The following is an 18,153-nucleotide window of genomic DNA, read 5'->3' as shown; positions in this document are numbered from 1 at the left end:
ACCCAACCGGTATTTATTAGGGACAGGATTCATAACCAGTAGATGACGACTGCAGCGAGAGCGATGGCTGAAAGGAAGACCTTGGGACAGCGGTCATAGCGTGTCGCCACGCGTCGCCAATCCTTTAACCTGCCAAACATGATCTCGATCCGATTGCGCCGCTTGTATCGGCGCTTGTCGTATTTGACCGGCGTCTTGCGTTGTTTTCTGCCGGGGATGCAGGCGCGTATCCCTTTGTCTTTCAACGCGTCCCGGAACCAGTCGGCGCCCGAGCCACGATCTCCGAGCAGCCAGTTGACCTAGGGTAGGCTGCTGAGCAGCGCCAGCACACCAATGTAGTCGCTGACCTGTCCAGCGGTAACAAACAGGCTAAGCGGCCGCCCTTGGCTGTCACAAATGGCGTGCAGCTTGGTGTTCATGCCGCCCTTGGTTCGACCGATCAGACGACCACGCCCCCTTTTTTCGCGGCCATTCTGGTCGCCGTGCGGTGCGCCTTCAAGTAGGTCGCGTCGATCATCACGGTCTTTTCCTCGCGGGGTTCGGCAGCCAGACCGACCATCATCCGCGCAAAGATGCCTTTCTCGCTCCAACGCTTCCAACGGCTATAAAGGGTCTTGTGTGGGCCATAGGCTTCAGGAGCGTCACGCCAGCGCAACCCGTTGCGATTGATGGAGATTATCCCGCTCAGCACCCGCCTGTCATCTACTTGTGGCTTGCCTTGCGACTTCGGGAAGAAAGGGGAAAGCTTGGCCATCTGCTCGTCAGTCAGCCAGAAAAGGTCGCTCATGTCACCGCTCCGTTTTCCGGGCTGTGAATCACGCAACGCTTTGAAGATCAATGCATCCTGACCCTAAGGCTTGAACAGTACCACAAAGGGGAGCTTCGTCCGCTAACCGACGTTTTGGCTGACCAAATGCTGCGCAATCCACGAATGGCCGCTCTGGTGAAGCTGCGCTACAGCGTTCGACGATGTTGCGGAGGTCGGCTCTGGGCCGTTCGCTGAGGCCGACATCAAGGGCGGAGAGCGGTCATCCGCTGCGACCGCGAGAAACCCGAGTCGAAACGGCGGAAGCGGACTTTCAAATCGGGCTTCAAGACCATTTTCTAAACCGGTCCTTCGCCGCGCCGATTCCGAACTGGGAAGATGCGGACAATTCTAACCTTTGGCCAGTTTGGGGCGACTGACGGTTTGGCCCAATAGCGGCCATCTATTTGAACATCGGAGAAGGACCGGTCCGAACCGGGAAGTCACCTTAATGTGCGAGCAAACTGAGTGCGAAACTCGTTGGGCGCAATGCCTGCGCTCTTCCGAAAGGCACGGGAAAAATGACTGGTCGTTGAATAGCCTAGCTGCGAGGCAATCTCCGAAACAGTAGTCGAAGTGCCGGTGAGCAGTTCTGTCGCACGACGCATCCTGGCCAACGCGGTAACTGAGCGGAAATCTGTTCCGTGGTCATTCAAGCGCCTTTGCAGAGTTCGTGTGCTGGTCGCCATTATGAAGGCAACGTCTTCTATCGTCGCGGCATCGGTCGCGAGGCTTTGCATCACCAAAGCTTCAACGCAGGAGGCCAGGTTTGGTGGCGGACCGCCCAGACAGCTTCTTTCGACGTCCTGAATGGTTGTCCAGGTTATCGGCGTTTCCGGGTTATGTGCCAACAGATCAGAGTTTGGAATTTCGATGGAGGTGCAGTTTGAATCGCTTGTAGATCCGATCCTTAGTCTGGCTTCGATGTTTCGGGCAGCTGTTTTGTCGTTCAGGTCCACCCCAACCGACGCTGGTTGCCACCCTTGTCCACAAAAGTGGCGAGGTATGCTCATCAGCGGGCCGAGCGCTGCAAGCGCGATCTGGCGGTACCCCGAACCCGACTTTTCGGCAAAGGAGTACTGAAATTGAGTGGTCAAACTCCCTGTCCGAACGGTCAAGGTGTCGGCGTCTGCATGCAAGTGCATGATATCCACCGCTCGCTGCAGCGCCGCCCCTAGGTTTTCTGCCTCCAGTACGTAATCGCCCCAAGGTCCGTATTCCGTCACGGAAAGATGTTCTGCCAGACGCAAGCCAAAGAGATCGTCTCCGGCACCCCGCGCTGCTGCGTCGAAAAACCGACTTAGAGCAATCTCTGGGATGTAGTGACCGACATGAAAGGCCATGCTTTCGGGCAATCCGGCCGTTCGAAAGCACCGTTCCAGAGTGGAATCTCCCATCAGATCCGAAATCACTTTGGGTGCGCTGCCTAATGCTTCGGCGACGGTCATTGAAGGGACGGACGTCATGACAACGGGTTCCTCAATTTCTTCACGCACGTGGCGCAAAATGGTTCTGATCAAACATAAGCCCAGTGCTAACTTCTCAGCCAAACGCCTTTTCTGTGGATAATCAAGAGGTAGCCAAAATGATGAAGGCCCTTCGCAACGCTGTCCTGGTGACTGCGCTTGTCATATCGAACTCGGCGCTTGCCCAAGAGAAACCAAATATCGTTTTGATCAACCTTGATAACTTTGGCTGGGGCGAACCGGGCTTCAACGGCGGCGGTATCATCCGTGGGGCTGCAACCCCGGCGATGGATGCCCTTGCCGAAGAGGGTATGCGCCTGACAAACTTCAACGTAGAAGCCCAGTGCACCCCTTCCCGGGCTGCGCTGATGACCGGGCGGTATGGCATCCGCTCCGGCAACCACACGATCCCGGTCGCGGGCGGTGTCTATGGTATGACACAATGGGAAGTCACGATGGCCGAAATGCTCAAGGATGCGGGTTATAACACGGCGATGTATGGCAAGTGGCACTTGGGTTGGAGCGAGGGCCGCTACCCCAAGGACCAGGGTTTCGACGAATTCTACGGGGTCGAAAGCACCGATCAGACAGTATGGACATCGCAAGGCAGGTGGCAGGCGCTTGGGTTGGAGCCGCCCCACGTTATGGAAGGTGTTGTCGGACAGGAAGCCACAATCGCCCGCGAGTACGACTTGGAATATCGGGCACAGATCGATGGCGACCTGACGGACAAGGCTATTGACTTCATCCTGCGCAAAAGTGGTGAGGACGCACCGTTCTTTGTCTATTTCGCCCTGACGGCGACCCATACGCCGGTCATTCCGCATCCCGATTTCGACGGCTCGACAGGAAAGGGAATATGGGCCGACCTCTTGCACCAGACCGACAGTTATGTCGGTAGGCTGACAGCGGCCTTGGATGATACAGGGATCGCTGAAAACACAATCGTCATTTTCACAGCCGACAACGGCCCCGAAGCCATGAACGTCGGAAGCAATGACATTGCGCCGATGGCACATGCTCAGGGCACACCGGGCCCGTGGCGGGGGACTTTGTTCACGCCGTTTGAAGGCAGCCTGCGCGTTCCCTTTGCGATCCGCTGGCCGGGAAAAATTCTAGCAGGAGCGGTCAGCAACGAGATTGTCCACCAGACGGACCTCTATCCGACACTCGCGGCCGTGGCCGGTGGAAACGTGCCAGACGACCGTGCGTTTGACGGCGTGGATCAGTCGGCGTTCCTGCTGGGCGAACAGGAGAAATCCAACCGCGATCATGTCATCGTTTACATGGGCGAAGAAATCTACGGCGTGAAGTGGACCGATTGGAAGATTTTGTTCAAAGAGAACGAGACCGTCTATGCCGACACCAAGTCGTATTCGACGCCGCGCCTCTACGATCTCATCAATGATCCCGGGGAACGAAAGGATGTCTTGCTTGTTTACACGTGGGCCGCGGAACAGGCGATGCCGCTTCTCGGCGAGCACCTTGCGACGTTCAAGGAGTTTCCCGCGATCCCGCCGGGGCAACCGGACCCCTATGAGCCGCCGGCGAAATGAAGAAGAATCGTGAGATAATCGGATTTGGGCTGGCCGCGCTTCTCAGTGGCCTCACCCTTTCGAGTGAGGCCATTGCCGACGAAGGAGGCGTCGGCTTCTGGTTGCCTGGGCAGTACGGCAGTTTTGCAGCGATCCCACCGGAACCCGGGTTTTCAATGCCGCTGGTGACCTATGCCTATTCCGGGGATGCATCGGCCAGTCGGCCTTTGGACATCGGCGGCCAAATTCGCCTTGGCGTCGATGCAAGGTATTTGGGTCAATTCATCATTCCGACCTACAGCCCGGAAAATAATGTTCTGGGTGGAAGACTGGCTCTTTCGCTAGCGACAATCGTGGCAAGCAGTAAAGTCTCGGCCGATACAACACTCGGATCGGCGGCTGGAGGCACCTCAAAAAGAGTCACTGGGATTGGTGATCTGTACCCAACAGTCCAACTCTTTTGGAACAGAGGCACGAGTAACTGGATGACCTATCTGACCGGTGCGATCCCGGTCGGAGACTATCAAGCCGGTCGACTTACAAATATCGGCCTGGGGCATGGGGCCATAGATATCGGTGGAGCTTACTCATATTTCGACCCGAATACGGGTTGGGAAGCCTCGGCCACACTAGGTGTGACCTACAACTTCGAGAACCCGGACACAAATTACCAAAATGGAGAGTCGATCCATTTGGATTGGTCCGTTTCAAAGTTCGTCTCAGAGGCTTGGCAGGTCGGCGTCGTCGGGTTTGCCTACAAGCAGATCTCGGACGACAAAGGCACACCGGCGGTCTTGAACGGATTCAGGTCGGAAACCTACGGTATCGGCCCACAGATAGCCTATAGCGGCGAACTCGGAGGGCGACCCGTGTACGCTAGTCTTCGGGCATACAGAGAGTTCGAAACACAGAACCGAACAGAAGGCGTTGCGGCTTACCTCACTCTTTCTATTTCATTCTGATTGTCACTTGTTCGGCATAGTAGACTGTGGTGAACGGCGCGGCGAGCTACCGCTGTCAGGGCTTGGTGACCGTCGATGTAAATCGCACATAGGCCGCCCTTGGGCTCTGACCAGACATTGGCCGCACCTTGTTCGAAGGTCCGGTCAGGGCCGAAACCGCCAGTTGGGTTGATCCGAGTGACGGTTCGTTGTGTCCGCAACCTGATCATAGCAAGTTTGTTGGCCAATTACGGCTGTTGCGGAAAGCGGTGGTCGTTGGCGATGGTGTTTTGAAGGATCAGAGCCATGGGCGGCTGGACGCGGACTCTTAGTCTGTGTCACCGCCGCAGGAACATCTGATCACTGGGCTGCTTCGCACTATTCTTGGAGTTTGAACGACTTGCATCGGCGCGAGTCAGATATCGGGAATTGGACCTGGCATCTACGCTGCGGCGACGATCTGCATCGGGCTGACCAAAAGGTCTGGAACGAGAGCGCTGATCAGTTGGGCACCTGAAAAGGCCGCTGGTCAGGGGACATGTTCGCCCATTGCATGTACCCAAGTGGGCCTTGTTGCAGGCCGTGGCGTGGCGCGAGGGCGTTGAACCTTGCCAGCCGTTGCAGGGCTTCGTGCATACGTGCTGCGGTCGCTGTTCCGCCGTAATTTCCCATCGTAAAAACTGCGCGGTTTCGGTCTGGACCGTAGACTGCGCCGCAGCGGGTTTCGATAAATGCCGCATAAATTGGCCAGTGATCGGGACTTTGTGGCCATTTGATCGGGCCACCGATGGCTTTGACCAGTTCGGCTTCTGAGAAATCTTGAACCGCGCTCACTTGCCCAGATCCCGCAGGAAATCTTCGAAGGAAACGGTTTCGCCGCCGGTCGTTGGTCCGGCCTCTGGGGTCGCCGCAGCTTGGGATGGTTTCTGGCCGTCGCGTTGTCGCAGGCCAGCCGCTTGCAAACATTTCTGGACCCTGTTCGACAGTGCCTCGCAGACTGCCAGCATCGGATTTGGTTTTGTCGTAGTTTTTGTCGTCACAATCAGGCCAAGGGCTTCGATTTCGCGCCGTGCGTCCCGTAATTGCTGGGTGGCGTCTGCGGCCATCACAATCAGCGCCAGATCAGCCGCAGTCCATTCGGATCGTTCGCGGTAGAACGCGTCCAGAACGCCAAATCCGAAATCGTCCAGAAATTCGGTGCCGGGGAGGTCGCGCGGTGCTTGCGCGGTGCTGGTGTCGGCCTGCCGTGCGGCCTTTAGAAGTGCTGGTGTGCTGTCGGAGGGGTGTTTGGCTGGGCCTCGGGGCAATGTATCCGCCTTTCGTCCTGTTTCTGGGTGATTTGCCCTGATTTGACGTAAATGGAGGGCGTATGGACCATCAGAATAGCCTCTGTCGGGCGTATCGTCCATCATGGACCGGTCCACAAAAATGGGTCCAGATCGAATCCATTTTAAAGCTTCACCCTCCCTCGCGGTCCCTGTCCCTCCCTTTGACCTTGGCCATACCCGCCCCCTAGACGGCGCTGACCCGCATCAGGCCGGTGGACAAAACCGTGCCTGACTTTGGCCCATATGGATGGCGAGATTCCTTTGGGGAAGTCCGAAATATCCGACCCGTGCCAGTGGGAATGTCGGCTGTGTGGAAGCGCTGCATGTCTGGATGGGGCAGGTGTTCCAGTGTGGACCAGGCATGGCGTTCGGACATCTCGCTTGGCCCAGCCTGTTAAGATCCCGACGTGGCCTGGCCAGGCGGTTGTGTTGCTGTGGTGCAGCGGCGCCGCGCTATTGCGTTCAATCGTTCAATGGCCAGGGTTCTTTCATAGTCGGTCACAGCCGTCGTCACAGTGCCTGTCAGGTCCACTCGGACGGACTCGGGCTCTGCTAAGCTTTGCAAGTAAGGGCGGCTAGAAGTCAGTAGGCGAAGCGCACGACGCATCCTCTTTTTCCCTATGTCGGGGCTGACGGATCGGAGGGCTTCAAATATCCCGATGGCCAGGGGCTTGCCCTTCTTCTTCAGGTCGGCTTCGAAGGCCAAAGGGAACCTCGTCTGTAAGATCCGCAAGACCGCCACGTTCTCTGCATAAAGCTGTGTCCTGGTCTTCTTGGTTGTCGGCTCCCTGGTCTTCTGTGGCGTTGGTACGCCTGGCGCTGTTGCCTTCAAGTTGAGGGTTAGAGTCCCCTGGCGCCGGGGCTTTGATTGCGCATTCATCGGTTGTTTTCCTTTGTTGTGTCCATTTTTTCCGTCCATTTGGACCGTCCATTTCAGAAAACTGTGCAGAGCGCTGACCCTCAATATTTCAGTCGGAAATGTAGGAAAAGTCGGATAATGGTTATTTATCAAATACTTAGGGGTGATACTTTGTCGGATTTTGTTCCGACAAATCCGACAAGCAAAATGGACACTTTTGCCGAAAAACACCCATTGTCGGATTTGTCGGAACGATTTCCGACAGGTTGATCCATGTAACGTATTGATACTAAACAATAATCCGACTTTTCCTACATTTCCGACACAAATGCGAAGGGTCAGCGCTCTGCACAGTTTTCTGAATGGACCGTCCAGTGGACGAAACTGTGGACGGTCCGGTGTTTTGAGGTGGTCAGTCACCCAGCGTTCAGCACGGTTTTTCGGATACGATATGCCCGGTCAGGGGCTGTGATTCCGGCGGGTGTTTTTGCCTGCACATTGCGTCCCTCGCCGCGTTCCAGGTACCCGGCTTCATCCAGGTGCTTGGCGGCTGCGCGGGGGTTCATGCCTTCGAAGATCTCCGACCATCCCGCTTTGTGTATCCAGAAGTGGGCATCATCCACCCAACCTGCGTGATTGGACACGCGACGTGGGTCCTCGCTCTGCTGTGGCTCCGTCGCGTTTGTTGTGGCCGAAAAGCCGTTGATCAGCGGCTTGAACCGGCTGTCCTGATTACGAAGCAGGAAGTCACGACATGCGGTCACGGCTTGGGCTTGTTCGGTCGATCCAGTCCCGCCCCTGGCCGAAATCCAAAGTTCCAGGATCGCTAAGACGGCGTCCGTCGCGGCGCCTTCGGACCAGCCTGTAATCCTGGCCATAGAGGCGAGTTCGCCACCTGCCGCAATCGTGGCCAGGCGATCCGCCGCACGTCGCACCAGGCCGTCACTGAGGTCGTGGAAGCGTTCAGCCTCTTCAATGAAGCGGGCGGCAAAGGTCCGGGCTTCTTTTCGGGCTTTGGCCGGGTCCTCTGCGATGTATCCGGCCAAAGCGGGCATTGCAGTGCCGTAATGCTGCGCCGCTGCCTTCTTTACGTGATCGGCAAAGGACGCGCCGTCTGCAAAGCCGTGAAGATCGTCGAAGGCGCCATGTGCTTGGTCGGTGGCGTTCACATCCAATAGTCGAACAAGCTGCCCTGCTTTGGCCTTCTGGCCTGCCTCAAGCATCTTGTCGGCCAGTGTGACTTCGCCAGACGAAAGCACATTGCAACGCCACGTCAGGCGGTCGCGGGCGCCACCGAAAGCGTTGGCCCTGGCCTTCGCAACTCCGTTTATCAGCAGGTATGCACATGAACCGGCCTCGCGAGGCTCGACCTGGCCGATTTCATCCAGGACAACGCAACCGCTGTTCGCAATCGAAGCCGTGCCCTCAAGACCGGATGACGTCGCCCGCCAGGTGGTCATATACTTCGGCCCGCCGACGACACTGGCCGCAACTGCAAGCGCACTTGTCTTTCCGCGTGAAGAGTCCCCGATCAAATGAAGGCCCACGCCGTCGCGGTCTAGAAGATCCAAAAGCGGGCCTGCCAGGACAACGCAGATTGAAGTGGTCAGGATTGGGTTCCCCACGGCAAGGCGTGCAACATTATCCCGCCAATCTTCGAGTGATCCTTTGGCGACCATGGTCCGTAGCAGGGGGTTTACCGCGTCACTTTGATAGACAAACCCGGCATCGCCGATGATCTCCCCACTACCCTGGACGAAAGATGTGCAAGTGCGATCTGCCCACCCCAGCGTTGCGACGGTGCGCACGCGGCGGTCGGGAATCCAATCTCGCAACAGACGACCGAACGCGCGGCGCGAGTCTTCATCGTCGGCCTGGATTTTCATGCCAAGGTCCAACAATTCGCCACGTACCTGGGTCGCATCGCCAGCCAGGGCGCGGGCAGGTATAGCCCAGGCGTGTTGCGTGCCGTCGTGATCGGTCAGTTCAACGAAGCGTCCCCAGCCTTGACCCCTGGCGTTTCTGGCACCGGCTAGAACCTGGACGGGCGAACATAGCCACACAAACTCGGCGCCGAAAGCCACCCCTCTAAACTTGATCGGCTTGTTCCACCAAATCCCGTCAGATCGCGCGCGGTACCCGTCCGGCAGGCCGTCTGTCGGCACGTCAGGTTCATCGCCAAAAGGATCGTCCTGGCCTTCGTCGGCGTTGTCGGTCCCAGCATCCGCCGCTGCCTTGTCGAAAGCGTCCCGCCAACCAGGCAATGCGTCATCCAAACCCGCAACAACTTCCAGAGCCGCCCGCAGTTCGTCCGCGCGGTCATTGATCAGTCCGGAGGCGAAAGCGCGACCAATCGCCGATCTGATCTGACGTGCAGCCTTGGCAGGGTCGTCTTTAGCCCGACGAACCTGCATCACGATGATCTCGTAAGCCTGTTTTAGGGCATCTGCGGTGGCACCGGTCCCGAAATCGGGTCCAGTACCGTTATCGTCCCGGCCTTCGTCTTTATCGTCCTGATCGTGGCTTTTAGCGACCGTTGCGGGGATCGTTTCGGATTCGGTCTCGGGTTCTGCCGTCGTTTCGGTCTCGGGTTCCTGACTAAAAAGGTCAGGTGCTAGTTCGCGTAACTTTGCGATATCTTCAGGCGGGAAGGCCCGGCTTTTCTTTCGCCAATTGGAGAAAGTTTGACGGCTCCGGCCTGTTGCGTCTTGGATTTGTTTGACCGTAAACCCAGCCGATTTCAGACGGTCCAGGACCGCCCCGACATCATGCGATTTCATGTTCATAACTTTTCTTTCTTCAATCCGCGCCAGCGCGCTTGAATTGCATTTGTGGGGCAGGCGGCTGGCGGTCCGCAGCCCAAGCCATCATGCGGTGAAACTCGCTTTCGCGACTGATACCCGCCGCGCCTGCGAAGGCTTCGCCCAGGGGACCGCGTATCGCTTCAGGATCAGCCCGATACTCGCGTATCAGGACCAACAAGACGCATAATGTGCCATCGTGTCGTGATCCCGCGCCCAGGGTCTCTTCGACCCAGCCTGCGGCCAATTCGATGGCTTCTGCCGTTGTTTTGGCGGGTTTCATCGCAGATCGGGCTTCGGCCATCAAAGTTTGGTCGATTGGAACGCCAGCGCCTGCGCCAAGTCGTTTGACGGCGCGAAGGCTGGGGTCGCCCAAGCCTGCGATTTCATCCAAAGCCATAACCAGCGCCGCTTCTGTGATCTCGGGCACTTCGCCGGTCAGATCAGTCTCAAGAGGCGATTTGCGTGGCCAAAAGTACGGTCGATGGGTCTTGGGATGGGTACCGAAAAGCACTGTCTGACCAGCACCGCCGCCTGTCCCGCCGTGATAGATTTCAATCGCTAAACCGCGTGGTGCCTTCCACTTTCCGGCGGCAAACGCGCCCCGATAGAAGATCTTGCCGCGTGGCGCCTGGCCGACGACAACCAATGGTGACACGTCCAAGTGCCGTTCAAAGACGTCTAGCGCCCGCTGGCATCCGCGCAAATCATCGCAGTCCAGGTCGATCACGGTAAGACCAGTGCCAGTCGTGGCGCCAATCCCGTGCCACGGCCAGAAACGGGTTAGTTCGTCCAGATCTTGCCGTGTTTGGCGACCGTCGGCAAAGCGCTCCCATGCCCTTGGGGCAGGCGCCTTATCGCCAATCTTGATCGGTATCAGGCCGCGCCAACCACGATCCCAAAGGGCCGGGGCCACGGCGCCAAAGCTTTCCCCGCTCATGCCGATACCTTTGAAATCGAAGCGAATCCGTTGCGGTATTTCAAATCGGCCAAAATAACCGCGCCAATTGCCTTTGGCAGTTCCTTCTCAAGATCGACCACTTCGGACGCCTGGTCAGTTCCGTTGGCCGCGACCAGGATCGCAGCCAGAACCGCCTGATTAGTCGTGCAAACGCCTGCCTTGCTGACGTGATCAGAGTCCCACATCAAGGCAATTGACGTCGGGCTATATCCGTCGATTTCGAAGATCAAAGACACAAAACGGTCGCCGCCAGCTTCGCGTAAACTTGCAGTCTTGATTGTCATTTCGTGGCGCCCTGCGGGCGCCGCATTGACTTTGGCTTTGGTTTTGCCAGTGGAAAATTTCATGGTAAGGGTTGTCCTTGCATAGTCGCGCGTTTTGGCGCGTTTGAACCTGTCCCGTCGGCGCTATCCGGCGGGATTTCTTTTTCAGAGTTTAGGGGTTAGGCCGCTTGCTCTGCCCTGGCCTTTTGGATCTGATCCGTTTGCCACTCGCGAACCAGGTCAGGCGTCGTGAACAGCCGTCGACCGACACGAAAGAAGGTCGGGCCTTCCCCGCGACGATGAACCTGTTCCAGCGTGCTCAGAGGCAGACCCAAGGCCGCTGCGGTGTCTTCAAAACCCAATTGCAGCCTAGGCACACACGCCACGTATCCGTCAGTTTCAGTTTTCATGTCAGCACTCCATTCTGTGGTGGTGCCGACTGCCTAACAAACCGAAATACGCCACACGGTAGAGTGCGGCGGAAGAATTTCGTCAGGTTCGGATTTTCTTCAAATCCCGTTCTGCGGTTCTTGGGGAAACGACCTCGCCCTCTCGGGCATATGCGCGGCGTAAGGCTTCGCCCGACATGCCAGGCCGATACAATCTACGGCCCAATGCCTGCCTATCCACCACCGTTCGCTTCTTTTCCGCATTCAATGCCCCGGCGCCCGCACGGCGCCTTGCTGCGACTGCCTCGGCCTGTTGAACGCGGCGCATGTGCGTATATGCCACCGCTTCGGCCAGTTTGCCGTGCTGGATCGGTTCGCCACGGTTAACGCGTTCGATCTGCTCTGTGACGGTCCCGAAATCGTCAAACAAGGCTTCGACAAGCAACGTCAAAAGACGGGTGGTCTCGATCACATCGCCCTGGCCTTCGGCGGCACGAATGTCATGCAAAACGAAATCAACGGCAGCGGGACTCATCACGCGAACCACTCCTTGGCCTGAGCCGGGGTAAATTTCGCATAGTTGTCGGTTATCATCTGCACCGATGTTCCGCAGAATTCGGCAATGGCTGCAATCGGAACACCACGGGCCAGGGCACGGGATATGAAACCGTGCCGCAGTGCATAAGTCGTCACATCGTTTGGCAGGTCAGCCGCTTTGACCGCGCGTCGGGTAGGCTTCAACTGCCCGCCATCAGGCCAACCGCTTCCGTCAGATTTGGCAATCAGGGGCAGGGCGGCAGGACGATCGCCTGCCTGGTCTGCGAACCATTCAGCAATGCGTGGGCTTAGGGTGATCGTGCGCTTGCCCGTCTTTCCCGTCAGGTCCAGCTTGTCGCCTTCCAGGTCACCAACTAACGCGGATCGCATTTCACCAAATCGCGCACCGGTCATCTGCAATGCCGTCAGCATCAATGCAATATCAGGTTCAGCGGCGGCAATCAGCCTGTCTTCGTCATCTTCGGACAGTATCGCCATTCGTTTCCCAAATGCTTCGGCCTTTTCGTATTTCTTGACGTCCGTCCATGTGCGTTTTCCCTGGAAACCGTGATCATCTGCGGCGGCGGTGCAGGCAGCTTTCAAGATCGCCAGTTGTCGGTTCACTGTCGCCATTCGGGCACGTGGATTGTCGGCTTCATCCACACGCGCATCCATCCATGTCTTGATTTGACGGGCTGTCAGGCTCTTTAAGGTCGCACGGGGGAATGCTTCTTTCAGGCGCCGGGCGGCGCTGTCTATATCCAAACGTTGTTTGTCGCTGGATGCGGTGCGCTTCTTCGTCTTGGCCCAATCATCCAGTGCCTGTTCGACTTTGACCTTCGTCGGGTCAGCAACTGTCCGTCCCAAAGCAGCCTCAAGCGCCTGCGCGTAACTCAAAACTTTCACACCATCGGCAGGGCTGGCATCGTCCGCAGTCCCAAGCGTTTCGAAGGAATAACCACCCTCGGCCTTAGCTGTTCTCAACACCCACTTGCCTGGTTGGGTTGCGGTGCGCTTGCGGTAGAGCAATGCCCTGCCTGTCGCCAGGTTTTCGGCGTGTCCGTTGCTGTTTGGTTTCAGGCGGGTGCGGGCGGTTTTGGTCCTAAGATCAGGCATTGGTTTTCCAGAGTGGTTAAATTTTGGTTAAATCCGATAGCCACGGATAACCATGGTCAATTTAACCATGCCCACGGGAACGTCAATAACCACAAACACTTAACTACGTCGTACTCTGCCCTATTCATGCCTAAAACACGGTAAAAACTACACTCCGAAGGCAGAGGCCAGAGGTTCGAATCCTCTCAGGTGCGCCACCTTTCGCTACATATCCAAGGTTTCATGCTTATCCGGTCAACAGACGGGTTCGGTATCGTGCTGAACTCTCTGCGGACAATTGGTGCGGGATTGATTTGCTCCTGGATCAAGCTTGCTTCATCAGGTCTTCAGAGCATTTCGATTTCGAACGGAAACGGCCACCCGTTTCTTGGTTTTGGCCACCCGATGTCATGCGCTTCCTGAACGCGGCGTCTGAATTTGGGGCCGTCGCCGCCAAGTTCGTCAACAAGCCGATCTGCTGCGTACAGCAAATAGGATTGCGCAAGGTAGTCGCCATATGCGGCATCATGATACATGCGCATCAAAAACATCCAGCCGATATCCACATCGTCTTGGTATCTGGACATTTTCTGCAATTGAAGCATCCTGCTCCTGCGCGAAGGCGCACCTGTGAACCGTCGAAACCCTTTTGGGGGTTCACCTCATAATCTAAGATGTCTTACGAGGTTTCGCCAGTGGCACCAGCCGACAGGCGGCTGACGCCAGGGTTTTCGGCAGTTTTACGCAGGTGTTTCAGAGCGGAACGCCCAACTTGCGACGGGCGGCTTCAAACTGGGTCTTCTTCAGGAACCCCTTTATTGGTTTGCCATATGAGAAATTTGATCCGCCCATCTTGTCTAACGCCAAAGATCCGTCTGGTTTCAGAAAGACGACATAACAAGCCTGATAGGGTCCACGCGACTGTGTTTTGCCGTTCTGCAGCCCATGTTCGGTGGTTTCCTCGCACAGTTTCGATGACCCAAGCACGGTATGAACCCGCCATGACCCGGCCACGATCCAACTGCTGTCATCGGCGACATACTTTAAGGCGCCATCCGGACCGTGATAGGCATACCCGTCGCCGCCTCTGAACGAGTTGCCTGCAATCAGACGGGTTATCTCGGCCTCGGAGACGACCGGTGTGCCAAGGTTTTCCGTGTTGATGTAAGACGGCGGGGTGCAGGCGGTCAGGCTGAACACGCTCAGAACGAAAGCCGCGCATGCGACGGTGTGCCGGAAAATTCGGGTCATTGGATACTCTCAGTTTTAGTGTAAGCAATTGACAGGGTTACAAAAAGTACAGAGGCAACAGGACAAGGCCCAAAGTCGCACAGGCAACAAACCCGCCGGGCGTTTCGCAGAAATCTTCCATTGTATTGGGCGCAGCGTTTGTCTCGACCGTCATACCTGTTGCGTCTTTTGCGACGACTGAGTTGGCAGACTCAGCCGATGCGTCGGCGCAGGCCCCAAGAAACAGGCATGAGATGGCAAGAGCAGATGCCGTTTTTGCAAAACGTGTCATAGTAATTCTCCCAGATATTAAACAGTGATTAATAAGTAACAGTTAGACGCGAGGTCCAATCTTTATAAGTCAGGAATTCCATACCTGACCAAGGCGCAGACGCTGGATCGACGGGTTGGGTGAAGTCCGGACAGCGCAGTTGCGATGACCTGAGCCCCCCACATCGCCGGCGCCCACCCGCAACATTATCTCTTGCGGACCCGTGTTAAGGCGGGCAAGCGAGGGGGCATGAAATCCACCGGCTTCCTTGTCCAGAACGCGCCGTTTCTTGCCGCGGGTGCGTTGATGACCTTTATGTCGGGGTTCGGTCAAACCTATTTCATTTCGATCTTCGCCGGGGAAATCCGCCAGACCTTTGGCCTCAGCCACGGCGAATGGGGCGGGGTCTATATGATCGGGACCACCTTATCGGCCGTCGTGATGGTGTGGGCAGGCGGATTGACCGACGTTTTCCGGGTGCGCGCCCTGGGGCCGGTTGTGCTGATCGGGCTGGCCTCTGCCTGTCTGGCGATGACGTTCAACCAATGGGCCTGGGCGCTGCCGTTCGTGATCTTCCTGCTGCGGTTTTTCGGGCAGGGGATGAGCAGCCACATCGCCGTTGTCGCAATGACGCGCTGGTTTGTGGCCAAGCGCGGGCGCGCCCTGTCGATCGCCTCGCTGGGGTTCGCGGTGGGTGAAGCGATCCTGCCGGTCTTGTTTGTTGCCCTCATGGCCGTTGTCGACTGGCGTTATCTGTGGGTCGTGGGCGCACTGCTGTGTCTGACCGGCGTGCCGATCCTCAGCGTTCTGCTGGGCAAAGAACGCACGCCCCAAAACCTTGCCCAGACCCAAGGCAGCACGGGCATGAATGGCATCAGCTGGACACGGGCTCAGGCGCTGCGCAACCCGCTGTTCTGGGCTATGGTGCCTGCAATCCTTGGACCATCGGCGTTCAACACCGCGTTCTTCTTCCATCAGGTTCACCTGGCCGAGGTCAAAGGCATGGGGCATCTCGACCTCGTGGCGTTCTTTCCGCTCTATACGCTGATGTCGGTCATGATCATGGTGCTGTCCGGCTGGGCGCTGGACCGGTTCGGATCACCCCGGCTGACGCCGCTGTATCAATTGCCAATGGTGGTGGCCTTTCTGATCTTTTCGGTCGCCGCCGGACCTGTCGCGATGTTTTTCGGGTTCTTCTTCCTTGCGATGACCACGGGCGCGAACTCGACCCTGCCCAATGCGTTCTGGGCCGATTTTTATGGCACCGCGCATATCGGGTCGATCAAGGCGATGGCCGCAGCGGTCATGGTTTTTGGATCTGCTGTGGGGCCGGGCCTGACGGGGCTGTTGATTGATCTCGACTTTGGGCTCGAGCACCAGTTTCAGGCGATTGCCGTGTACTTTGTCTTTACAACTCTTGTGATGAGCTTCGGGATTCAAAAAGCAAAACGGTCGCTGCCTCTGCCGGAAACCCGGACCTAATGCCGGGCAGGCAGGACGCAATCTGTACCGCTTGCCAGTCCCGAACCGAACCGGAGGTTTTCGGAACACTTGTCCGCTAAGTCGCCAGAACCGGTATGAAATTCCGACCGATACGGGGACGCGTTCAAAAAAGAGCGTCAAGCAACGATCCAAATTCGCGGGAAATCCCGAAAACATAGATAGCGCTAACATACTTTGAGTTCAATGTGTTGCTGGGTAAGGCTGCCTGACCCATCGTGCGAACTGGCCAAATTGGATAGGTTTCCTAGCCAATTTTTGCTCGACAGATCGTCACAGTCGATTAAAACTCACCCCTGGGAGAGGACTCGCGGAAGACGTTGGGTAGCTGTTTGTATGCGGCGGCCCTTAAAAAATGTAACGGCCCGCACCTTTACCTGTGACAAGGTCAACTTTTGGGAGGAACCATGACCAATACCGTGAACCGCAGGAAGTTTTTGCGCGGCACCGCTCTTGCAGGCGCTGCGACCCTCGCCACTCCGGCACTTGCCGCGAACGATGGCATTACCCTCAAGATGCAAGCGGCATGGGGCGGTGGTATCTTTCTTGAGAACGCTCAGTCCTATGTAAACCGCGTCAACGAAATGTCGGGCGGCGCGCTGACCATTGACCTGCTGCCGGTCAACTCGGTCGTCAAGACCAGCCAGATGCAGGACGCCGTCCACCGCGGTGTTCTGGACGCTGCGCACTATGTGCCGGCCTACTGGTACTCGAAATCCAAAGCCGCATCGCTGTTCGGCACCGGCCCGTGCTTTGGCTGGTCCAGCCAGGAAGTTCTGGGATGGGTCCACTATGGTGGCGGTCAGGAACTGTTTGACGAACTGATGGCGTCGCTGCGTCTGAACGTCGTCTCGTTCTTCAACTCTCCGATGCCGGCCCAGCCGCTTGGCTGGTTCAAGGAAGAGATCAAAGACGCCAGCCAGATGAACGGTCTCAAGTACCGCACCGTTGGCCTTGCCGCTGACGTTCTGCTGGAAATGGGCATGTCGGTTGTGCAGCTTCCGGGCGGTGAAATTCAGCCCGCGATGAAGTCCGGCCTGATTGATGCGGCGGAATTCAACAACCCGACCTCTGACCGTGACTTCGGCATGCAGGATGTGTCCAAGCATTATCACCTGGCGTCGTTCCACCAGAGCCAGGAATTCTTTGAATGCACGTTCAACAAGGAAACCTATGAAAGCCTTCCGGCTGAACTGCAGGCAATCCTGAAATATGCGTCTGAGGCGGAAAACTCCAACTTCTACTGGAACAACACCAAGCGGTACGCAGATGACCTTGTCACGCTGCGCGACGAGCAGGGCGTGAACGTCTATCGCACACCTGACAGCGTCATGGCCGAACAGTTGAAGGCATGGGACGTCGTGGTTGACCGGATCTCGAATGAAGAGCCGTTCTTTGCGAAGGTTGTCGAAAGCCAGAAGGCCTACGCCAAGAACGTGATGAACTATCTGAACCTGAACCAGCCCGACTACAAGCTGGCATACAACCACTACTTCGGCTGATCTCAGATCAGTGCAAAACGATGTGACCGGGGGCCGCAGACTGCGGCCCTTGGCGCGGCAATACGACATGTGAGGGGACACACGTGGTCAAAACTATCCATACCATCGAAGGTCTAAGCCAATGGGTCGGTCGCGCCTTCGGGTGGTGCATCATGATCCTGACGTTGTCCGTCAGTTACGAAGTGTTCGTGCGCTATGTGCTGAATGCGCCCACTGTCTGGGCGTTTGACATGATGGTGCAAATGTACGGCGCCCTGTTCCTGATGGCTGGGCCTTACGCGCTGGCGCAGGATGCGCATGTGCGCGGTGATGTGCTGTATCGTCTGTTCTCGGTGCGCTGGCAGGCACGTGTCGACTTCGTGCTGTATATCCTGTTCTTCTTCCCCGGCATGTTGGCCCTGTTCTGGTACGGTTGGGAAATCGCGCAAGACAGCTGGCGCTATAAAGAAGTCAGCTGGAACAGCCCGGCCCGCATCCAGATCTATTTCTTCAAGACGCTGATCCCGCTCGCTGGTTTCCTGCTGATGTTGCAGGGTGTGGCCGAGATGATGCGATGCTGGATTGCAATGCGCTCTGGCGTCTGGCTGGACCGGCTGGATGACGTACGCGAAACCGAAGACATGCTGATGCATATGGACGACGCCAAGTCGTAAGCCACATGCCCGTAATA

At 57.1% G+C, this 18,153-nt stretch carries 18 protein-coding genes and 1 pseudogene; 5 read left to right on the top strand and 14 right to left on the bottom strand.

Annotation, left to right across the window (positions count from 1 at the left end; genetic code table 11):
* Positions 1–29 precede the first annotated feature (29 nt).
* Positions 30–787: pseudogene (locus tag FOY56_RS08895) on the bottom strand (IS5 family transposase).
* A gap of 461 nt (positions 788–1,248) precedes the next feature.
* Positions 1,249–2,355: an AraC family transcriptional regulator gene (locus tag FOY56_RS08890; protein WP_146345482.1), complete on the bottom strand. Its 1,107-nt coding sequence runs from the start codon at positions 2,353–2,355 to the stop codon at positions 1,249–1,251.
* A gap of 35 nt (positions 2,356–2,390) precedes the next feature.
* Here FOY56_RS08890 and FOY56_RS08885 point away from each other — a divergent pair, with 35 nt between their 5' ends.
* Together FOY56_RS08885 and FOY56_RS08880 are read left to right on the top strand one after the other, a co-directional pair.
* Positions 2,391–3,827 (top strand): arylsulfatase, encoded by a 1,437-nt coding sequence (locus FOY56_RS08885; protein WP_146345481.1) that lies wholly within the window; start codon positions 2,391–2,393, stop codon positions 3,825–3,827.
* The gene (locus tag FOY56_RS08880; RefSeq protein WP_146345480.1) at positions 3,824–4,768 is read left to right on the top strand and encodes a SphA family protein; all 945 of its coding nucleotides are present in this window, start codon (positions 3,824–3,826) and stop codon (positions 4,766–4,768) included. Before FOY56_RS08885 ends, FOY56_RS08880 begins: the two co-directional genes overlap by 4 nt.
* A 480-nt stretch (positions 4,769–5,248) precedes the next feature.
* Here the strand turns inward: FOY56_RS08880 and FOY56_RS08875 are convergent, their stop codons facing one another.
* From FOY56_RS08875 to FOY56_RS08820, 12 genes are all read right to left on the bottom strand, one after another.
* Positions 5,249–5,581, bottom strand: a complete 333-nt coding sequence (locus tag FOY56_RS08875) for a hypothetical protein (RefSeq protein WP_146345479.1) — start codon at positions 5,579–5,581, stop codon at positions 5,249–5,251.
* Complete coding sequence (locus FOY56_RS08870; RefSeq protein ID WP_186766286.1) at positions 5,578–6,054, bottom strand: P27 family phage terminase small subunit; 477 nt, start codon at positions 6,052–6,054, stop codon at positions 5,578–5,580. The genes FOY56_RS08875 and FOY56_RS08870 overlap by 4 nt, the downstream gene beginning before the upstream one ends.
* 415 nt (positions 6,055–6,469) lie before the next feature.
* Entirely contained in the window at positions 6,470–6,955 is a 486-nt protein-coding gene (locus FOY56_RS24125) for a ProQ/FinO family protein (protein ID WP_425468359.1), read from the bottom strand.
* Between the two features lie 395 nt (positions 6,956–7,350).
* Complete coding sequence (locus tag FOY56_RS08860) at positions 7,351–9,720, bottom strand: DUF927 domain-containing protein (protein WP_146345476.1); 2,370 nt, start codon at positions 9,718–9,720, stop codon at positions 7,351–7,353.
* Positions 9,721–9,733: 13 nt separating this feature from the next.
* Positions 9,734–10,675, bottom strand: coding sequence for a bifunctional DNA primase/polymerase (locus tag FOY56_RS08855; protein ID WP_146345475.1), 942 nt, complete (start codon positions 10,673–10,675; stop codon positions 9,734–9,736).
* Positions 10,672–11,043: a hypothetical protein gene (locus tag FOY56_RS08850; RefSeq protein WP_146345474.1), complete on the bottom strand. Its 372-nt coding sequence runs from the start codon at positions 11,041–11,043 to the stop codon at positions 10,672–10,674. The genes FOY56_RS08855 and FOY56_RS08850 overlap by 4 nt, the downstream gene beginning before the upstream one ends.
* Before the next feature lie 95 nt (positions 11,044–11,138).
* On the bottom strand, positions 11,139–11,369 hold the full coding sequence (locus tag FOY56_RS08845; protein ID WP_222434967.1) for a hypothetical protein: 231 nt from the start codon (positions 11,367–11,369) through the stop codon (positions 11,139–11,141).
* Positions 11,370–11,451: 82 nt separating this feature from the next.
* Positions 11,452–11,886: a hypothetical protein gene (locus FOY56_RS08840; protein ID WP_186766285.1), complete on the bottom strand. Its 435-nt coding sequence runs from the start codon at positions 11,884–11,886 to the stop codon at positions 11,452–11,454.
* A complete protein-coding gene (locus FOY56_RS08835) occupies positions 11,883–13,001 on the bottom strand; it encodes a tyrosine-type recombinase/integrase (RefSeq protein ID WP_146345472.1) in 1,119 nt (372 codons plus the stop codon). The genes FOY56_RS08840 and FOY56_RS08835 overlap by 4 nt, the downstream gene beginning before the upstream one ends.
* Positions 13,002–13,327: 326 nt before the next feature.
* Positions 13,328–13,567, bottom strand: a complete 240-nt coding sequence (locus FOY56_RS08830) for a hypothetical protein (protein ID WP_146345471.1) — start codon at positions 13,565–13,567, stop codon at positions 13,328–13,330.
* A 166-nt stretch (positions 13,568–13,733) separates the two neighbouring features.
* Positions 13,734–14,231 (bottom strand): hypothetical protein, encoded by a 498-nt coding sequence (locus FOY56_RS08825; protein ID WP_146345470.1) that lies wholly within the window; start codon positions 14,229–14,231, stop codon positions 13,734–13,736.
* 37 nt (positions 14,232–14,268) lie between these two features.
* Complete coding sequence (locus FOY56_RS08820) at positions 14,269–14,502, bottom strand: hypothetical protein (protein WP_146345469.1); 234 nt, start codon at positions 14,500–14,502, stop codon at positions 14,269–14,271.
* Between the two features lie 228 nt (positions 14,503–14,730).
* Between FOY56_RS08820 and FOY56_RS08815 the strand changes: the two genes are divergently transcribed.
* The 3 genes from FOY56_RS08815 (at position 14,731) to FOY56_RS08805 (ending at position 18,136) form a co-directional block, all read left to right on the top strand.
* A complete protein-coding gene (locus FOY56_RS08815) occupies positions 14,731–15,963 on the top strand; it encodes an MFS transporter (protein WP_146345468.1) in 1,233 nt (410 codons plus the stop codon).
* A 425-nt stretch (positions 15,964–16,388) separates the two neighbouring features.
* The gene (locus FOY56_RS08810; RefSeq protein WP_146345467.1) at positions 16,389–17,483 is read left to right on the top strand and encodes a TRAP transporter substrate-binding protein; all 1,095 of its coding nucleotides are present in this window, start codon (positions 16,389–16,391) and stop codon (positions 17,481–17,483) included.
* Positions 17,484–17,566: 83 nt separating this feature from the next.
* The gene (locus FOY56_RS08805) at positions 17,567–18,136 is read left to right on the top strand and encodes a TRAP transporter small permease subunit (protein ID WP_146345466.1); all 570 of its coding nucleotides are present in this window, start codon (positions 17,567–17,569) and stop codon (positions 18,134–18,136) included.
* Positions 18,137–18,153 lie beyond the last annotated feature (17 nt).

Origin of the sequence: Falsiphaeobacter marinintestinus (genome assembly GCF_007923355.1) — a bacterium.
GTDB classification, from domain to species: domain Bacteria; phylum Pseudomonadota; class Alphaproteobacteria; order Rhodobacterales; family Rhodobacteraceae; genus Phaeobacter_A; species Phaeobacter_A marinintestinus.
Note: the sequence above shows the minus strand (reverse complement) of the source record. Positions and strands in the feature narration are given on the sequence as shown.

What these genes read in the sequence shown, in the direction of transcription:
- FOY56_RS08845 (WP_222434967.1), bottom strand. Translation starts at nt 11,369, where the DNA reads ATGAAAACTGAAACTGACGGATACGTGGCGTGTGTGCCTAGGCTGCAA.
- FOY56_RS08830 (WP_146345471.1), bottom strand. Translation starts at nt 13,567, where the DNA reads ATGTCCAGATACCAAGACGATGTGGATATCGGCTGGATGTTTTTGATG.
- FOY56_RS08825 (WP_146345470.1), bottom strand. Translation starts at nt 14,231, where the DNA reads ATGACCCGAATTTTCCGGCACACCGTCGCATGCGCGGCTTTCGTTCTG.
- FOY56_RS08885 (WP_146345481.1), top strand. Translation starts at nt 2,391, where the DNA reads ATGATGAAGGCCCTTCGCAACGCTGTCCTGGTGACTGCGCTTGTCATA.
- FOY56_RS08880 (WP_146345480.1), top strand. Translation starts at nt 3,824, where the DNA reads ATGAAGAAGAATCGTGAGATAATCGGATTTGGGCTGGCCGCGCTTCTC.
- FOY56_RS08860 (WP_146345476.1), bottom strand. Translation starts at nt 9,720, where the DNA reads ATGAACATGAAATCGCATGATGTCGGGGCGGTCCTGGACCGTCTGAAA.
- FOY56_RS08815 (WP_146345468.1), top strand. Translation starts at nt 14,731, where the DNA reads ATGAAATCCACCGGCTTCCTTGTCCAGAACGCGCCGTTTCTTGCCGCG.
- FOY56_RS08820 (WP_146345469.1), bottom strand. Translation starts at nt 14,502, where the DNA reads ATGACACGTTTTGCAAAAACGGCATCTGCTCTTGCCATCTCATGCCTG.
- FOY56_RS08855 (WP_146345475.1), bottom strand. Translation starts at nt 10,675, where the DNA reads ATGAGCGGGGAAAGCTTTGGCGCCGTGGCCCCGGCCCTTTGGGATCGT.
- FOY56_RS24125 (WP_425468359.1), bottom strand. Translation starts at nt 6,955, where the DNA reads ATGAATGCGCAATCAAAGCCCCGGCGCCAGGGGACTCTAACCCTCAAC.
- FOY56_RS08810 (WP_146345467.1), top strand. Translation starts at nt 16,389, where the DNA reads ATGACCAATACCGTGAACCGCAGGAAGTTTTTGCGCGGCACCGCTCTT.
- FOY56_RS08850 (WP_146345474.1), bottom strand. Translation starts at nt 11,043, where the DNA reads ATGAAATTTTCCACTGGCAAAACCAAAGCCAAAGTCAATGCGGCGCCC.
- FOY56_RS08835 (WP_146345472.1), bottom strand. Translation starts at nt 13,001, where the DNA reads ATGCCTGATCTTAGGACCAAAACCGCCCGCACCCGCCTGAAACCAAAC.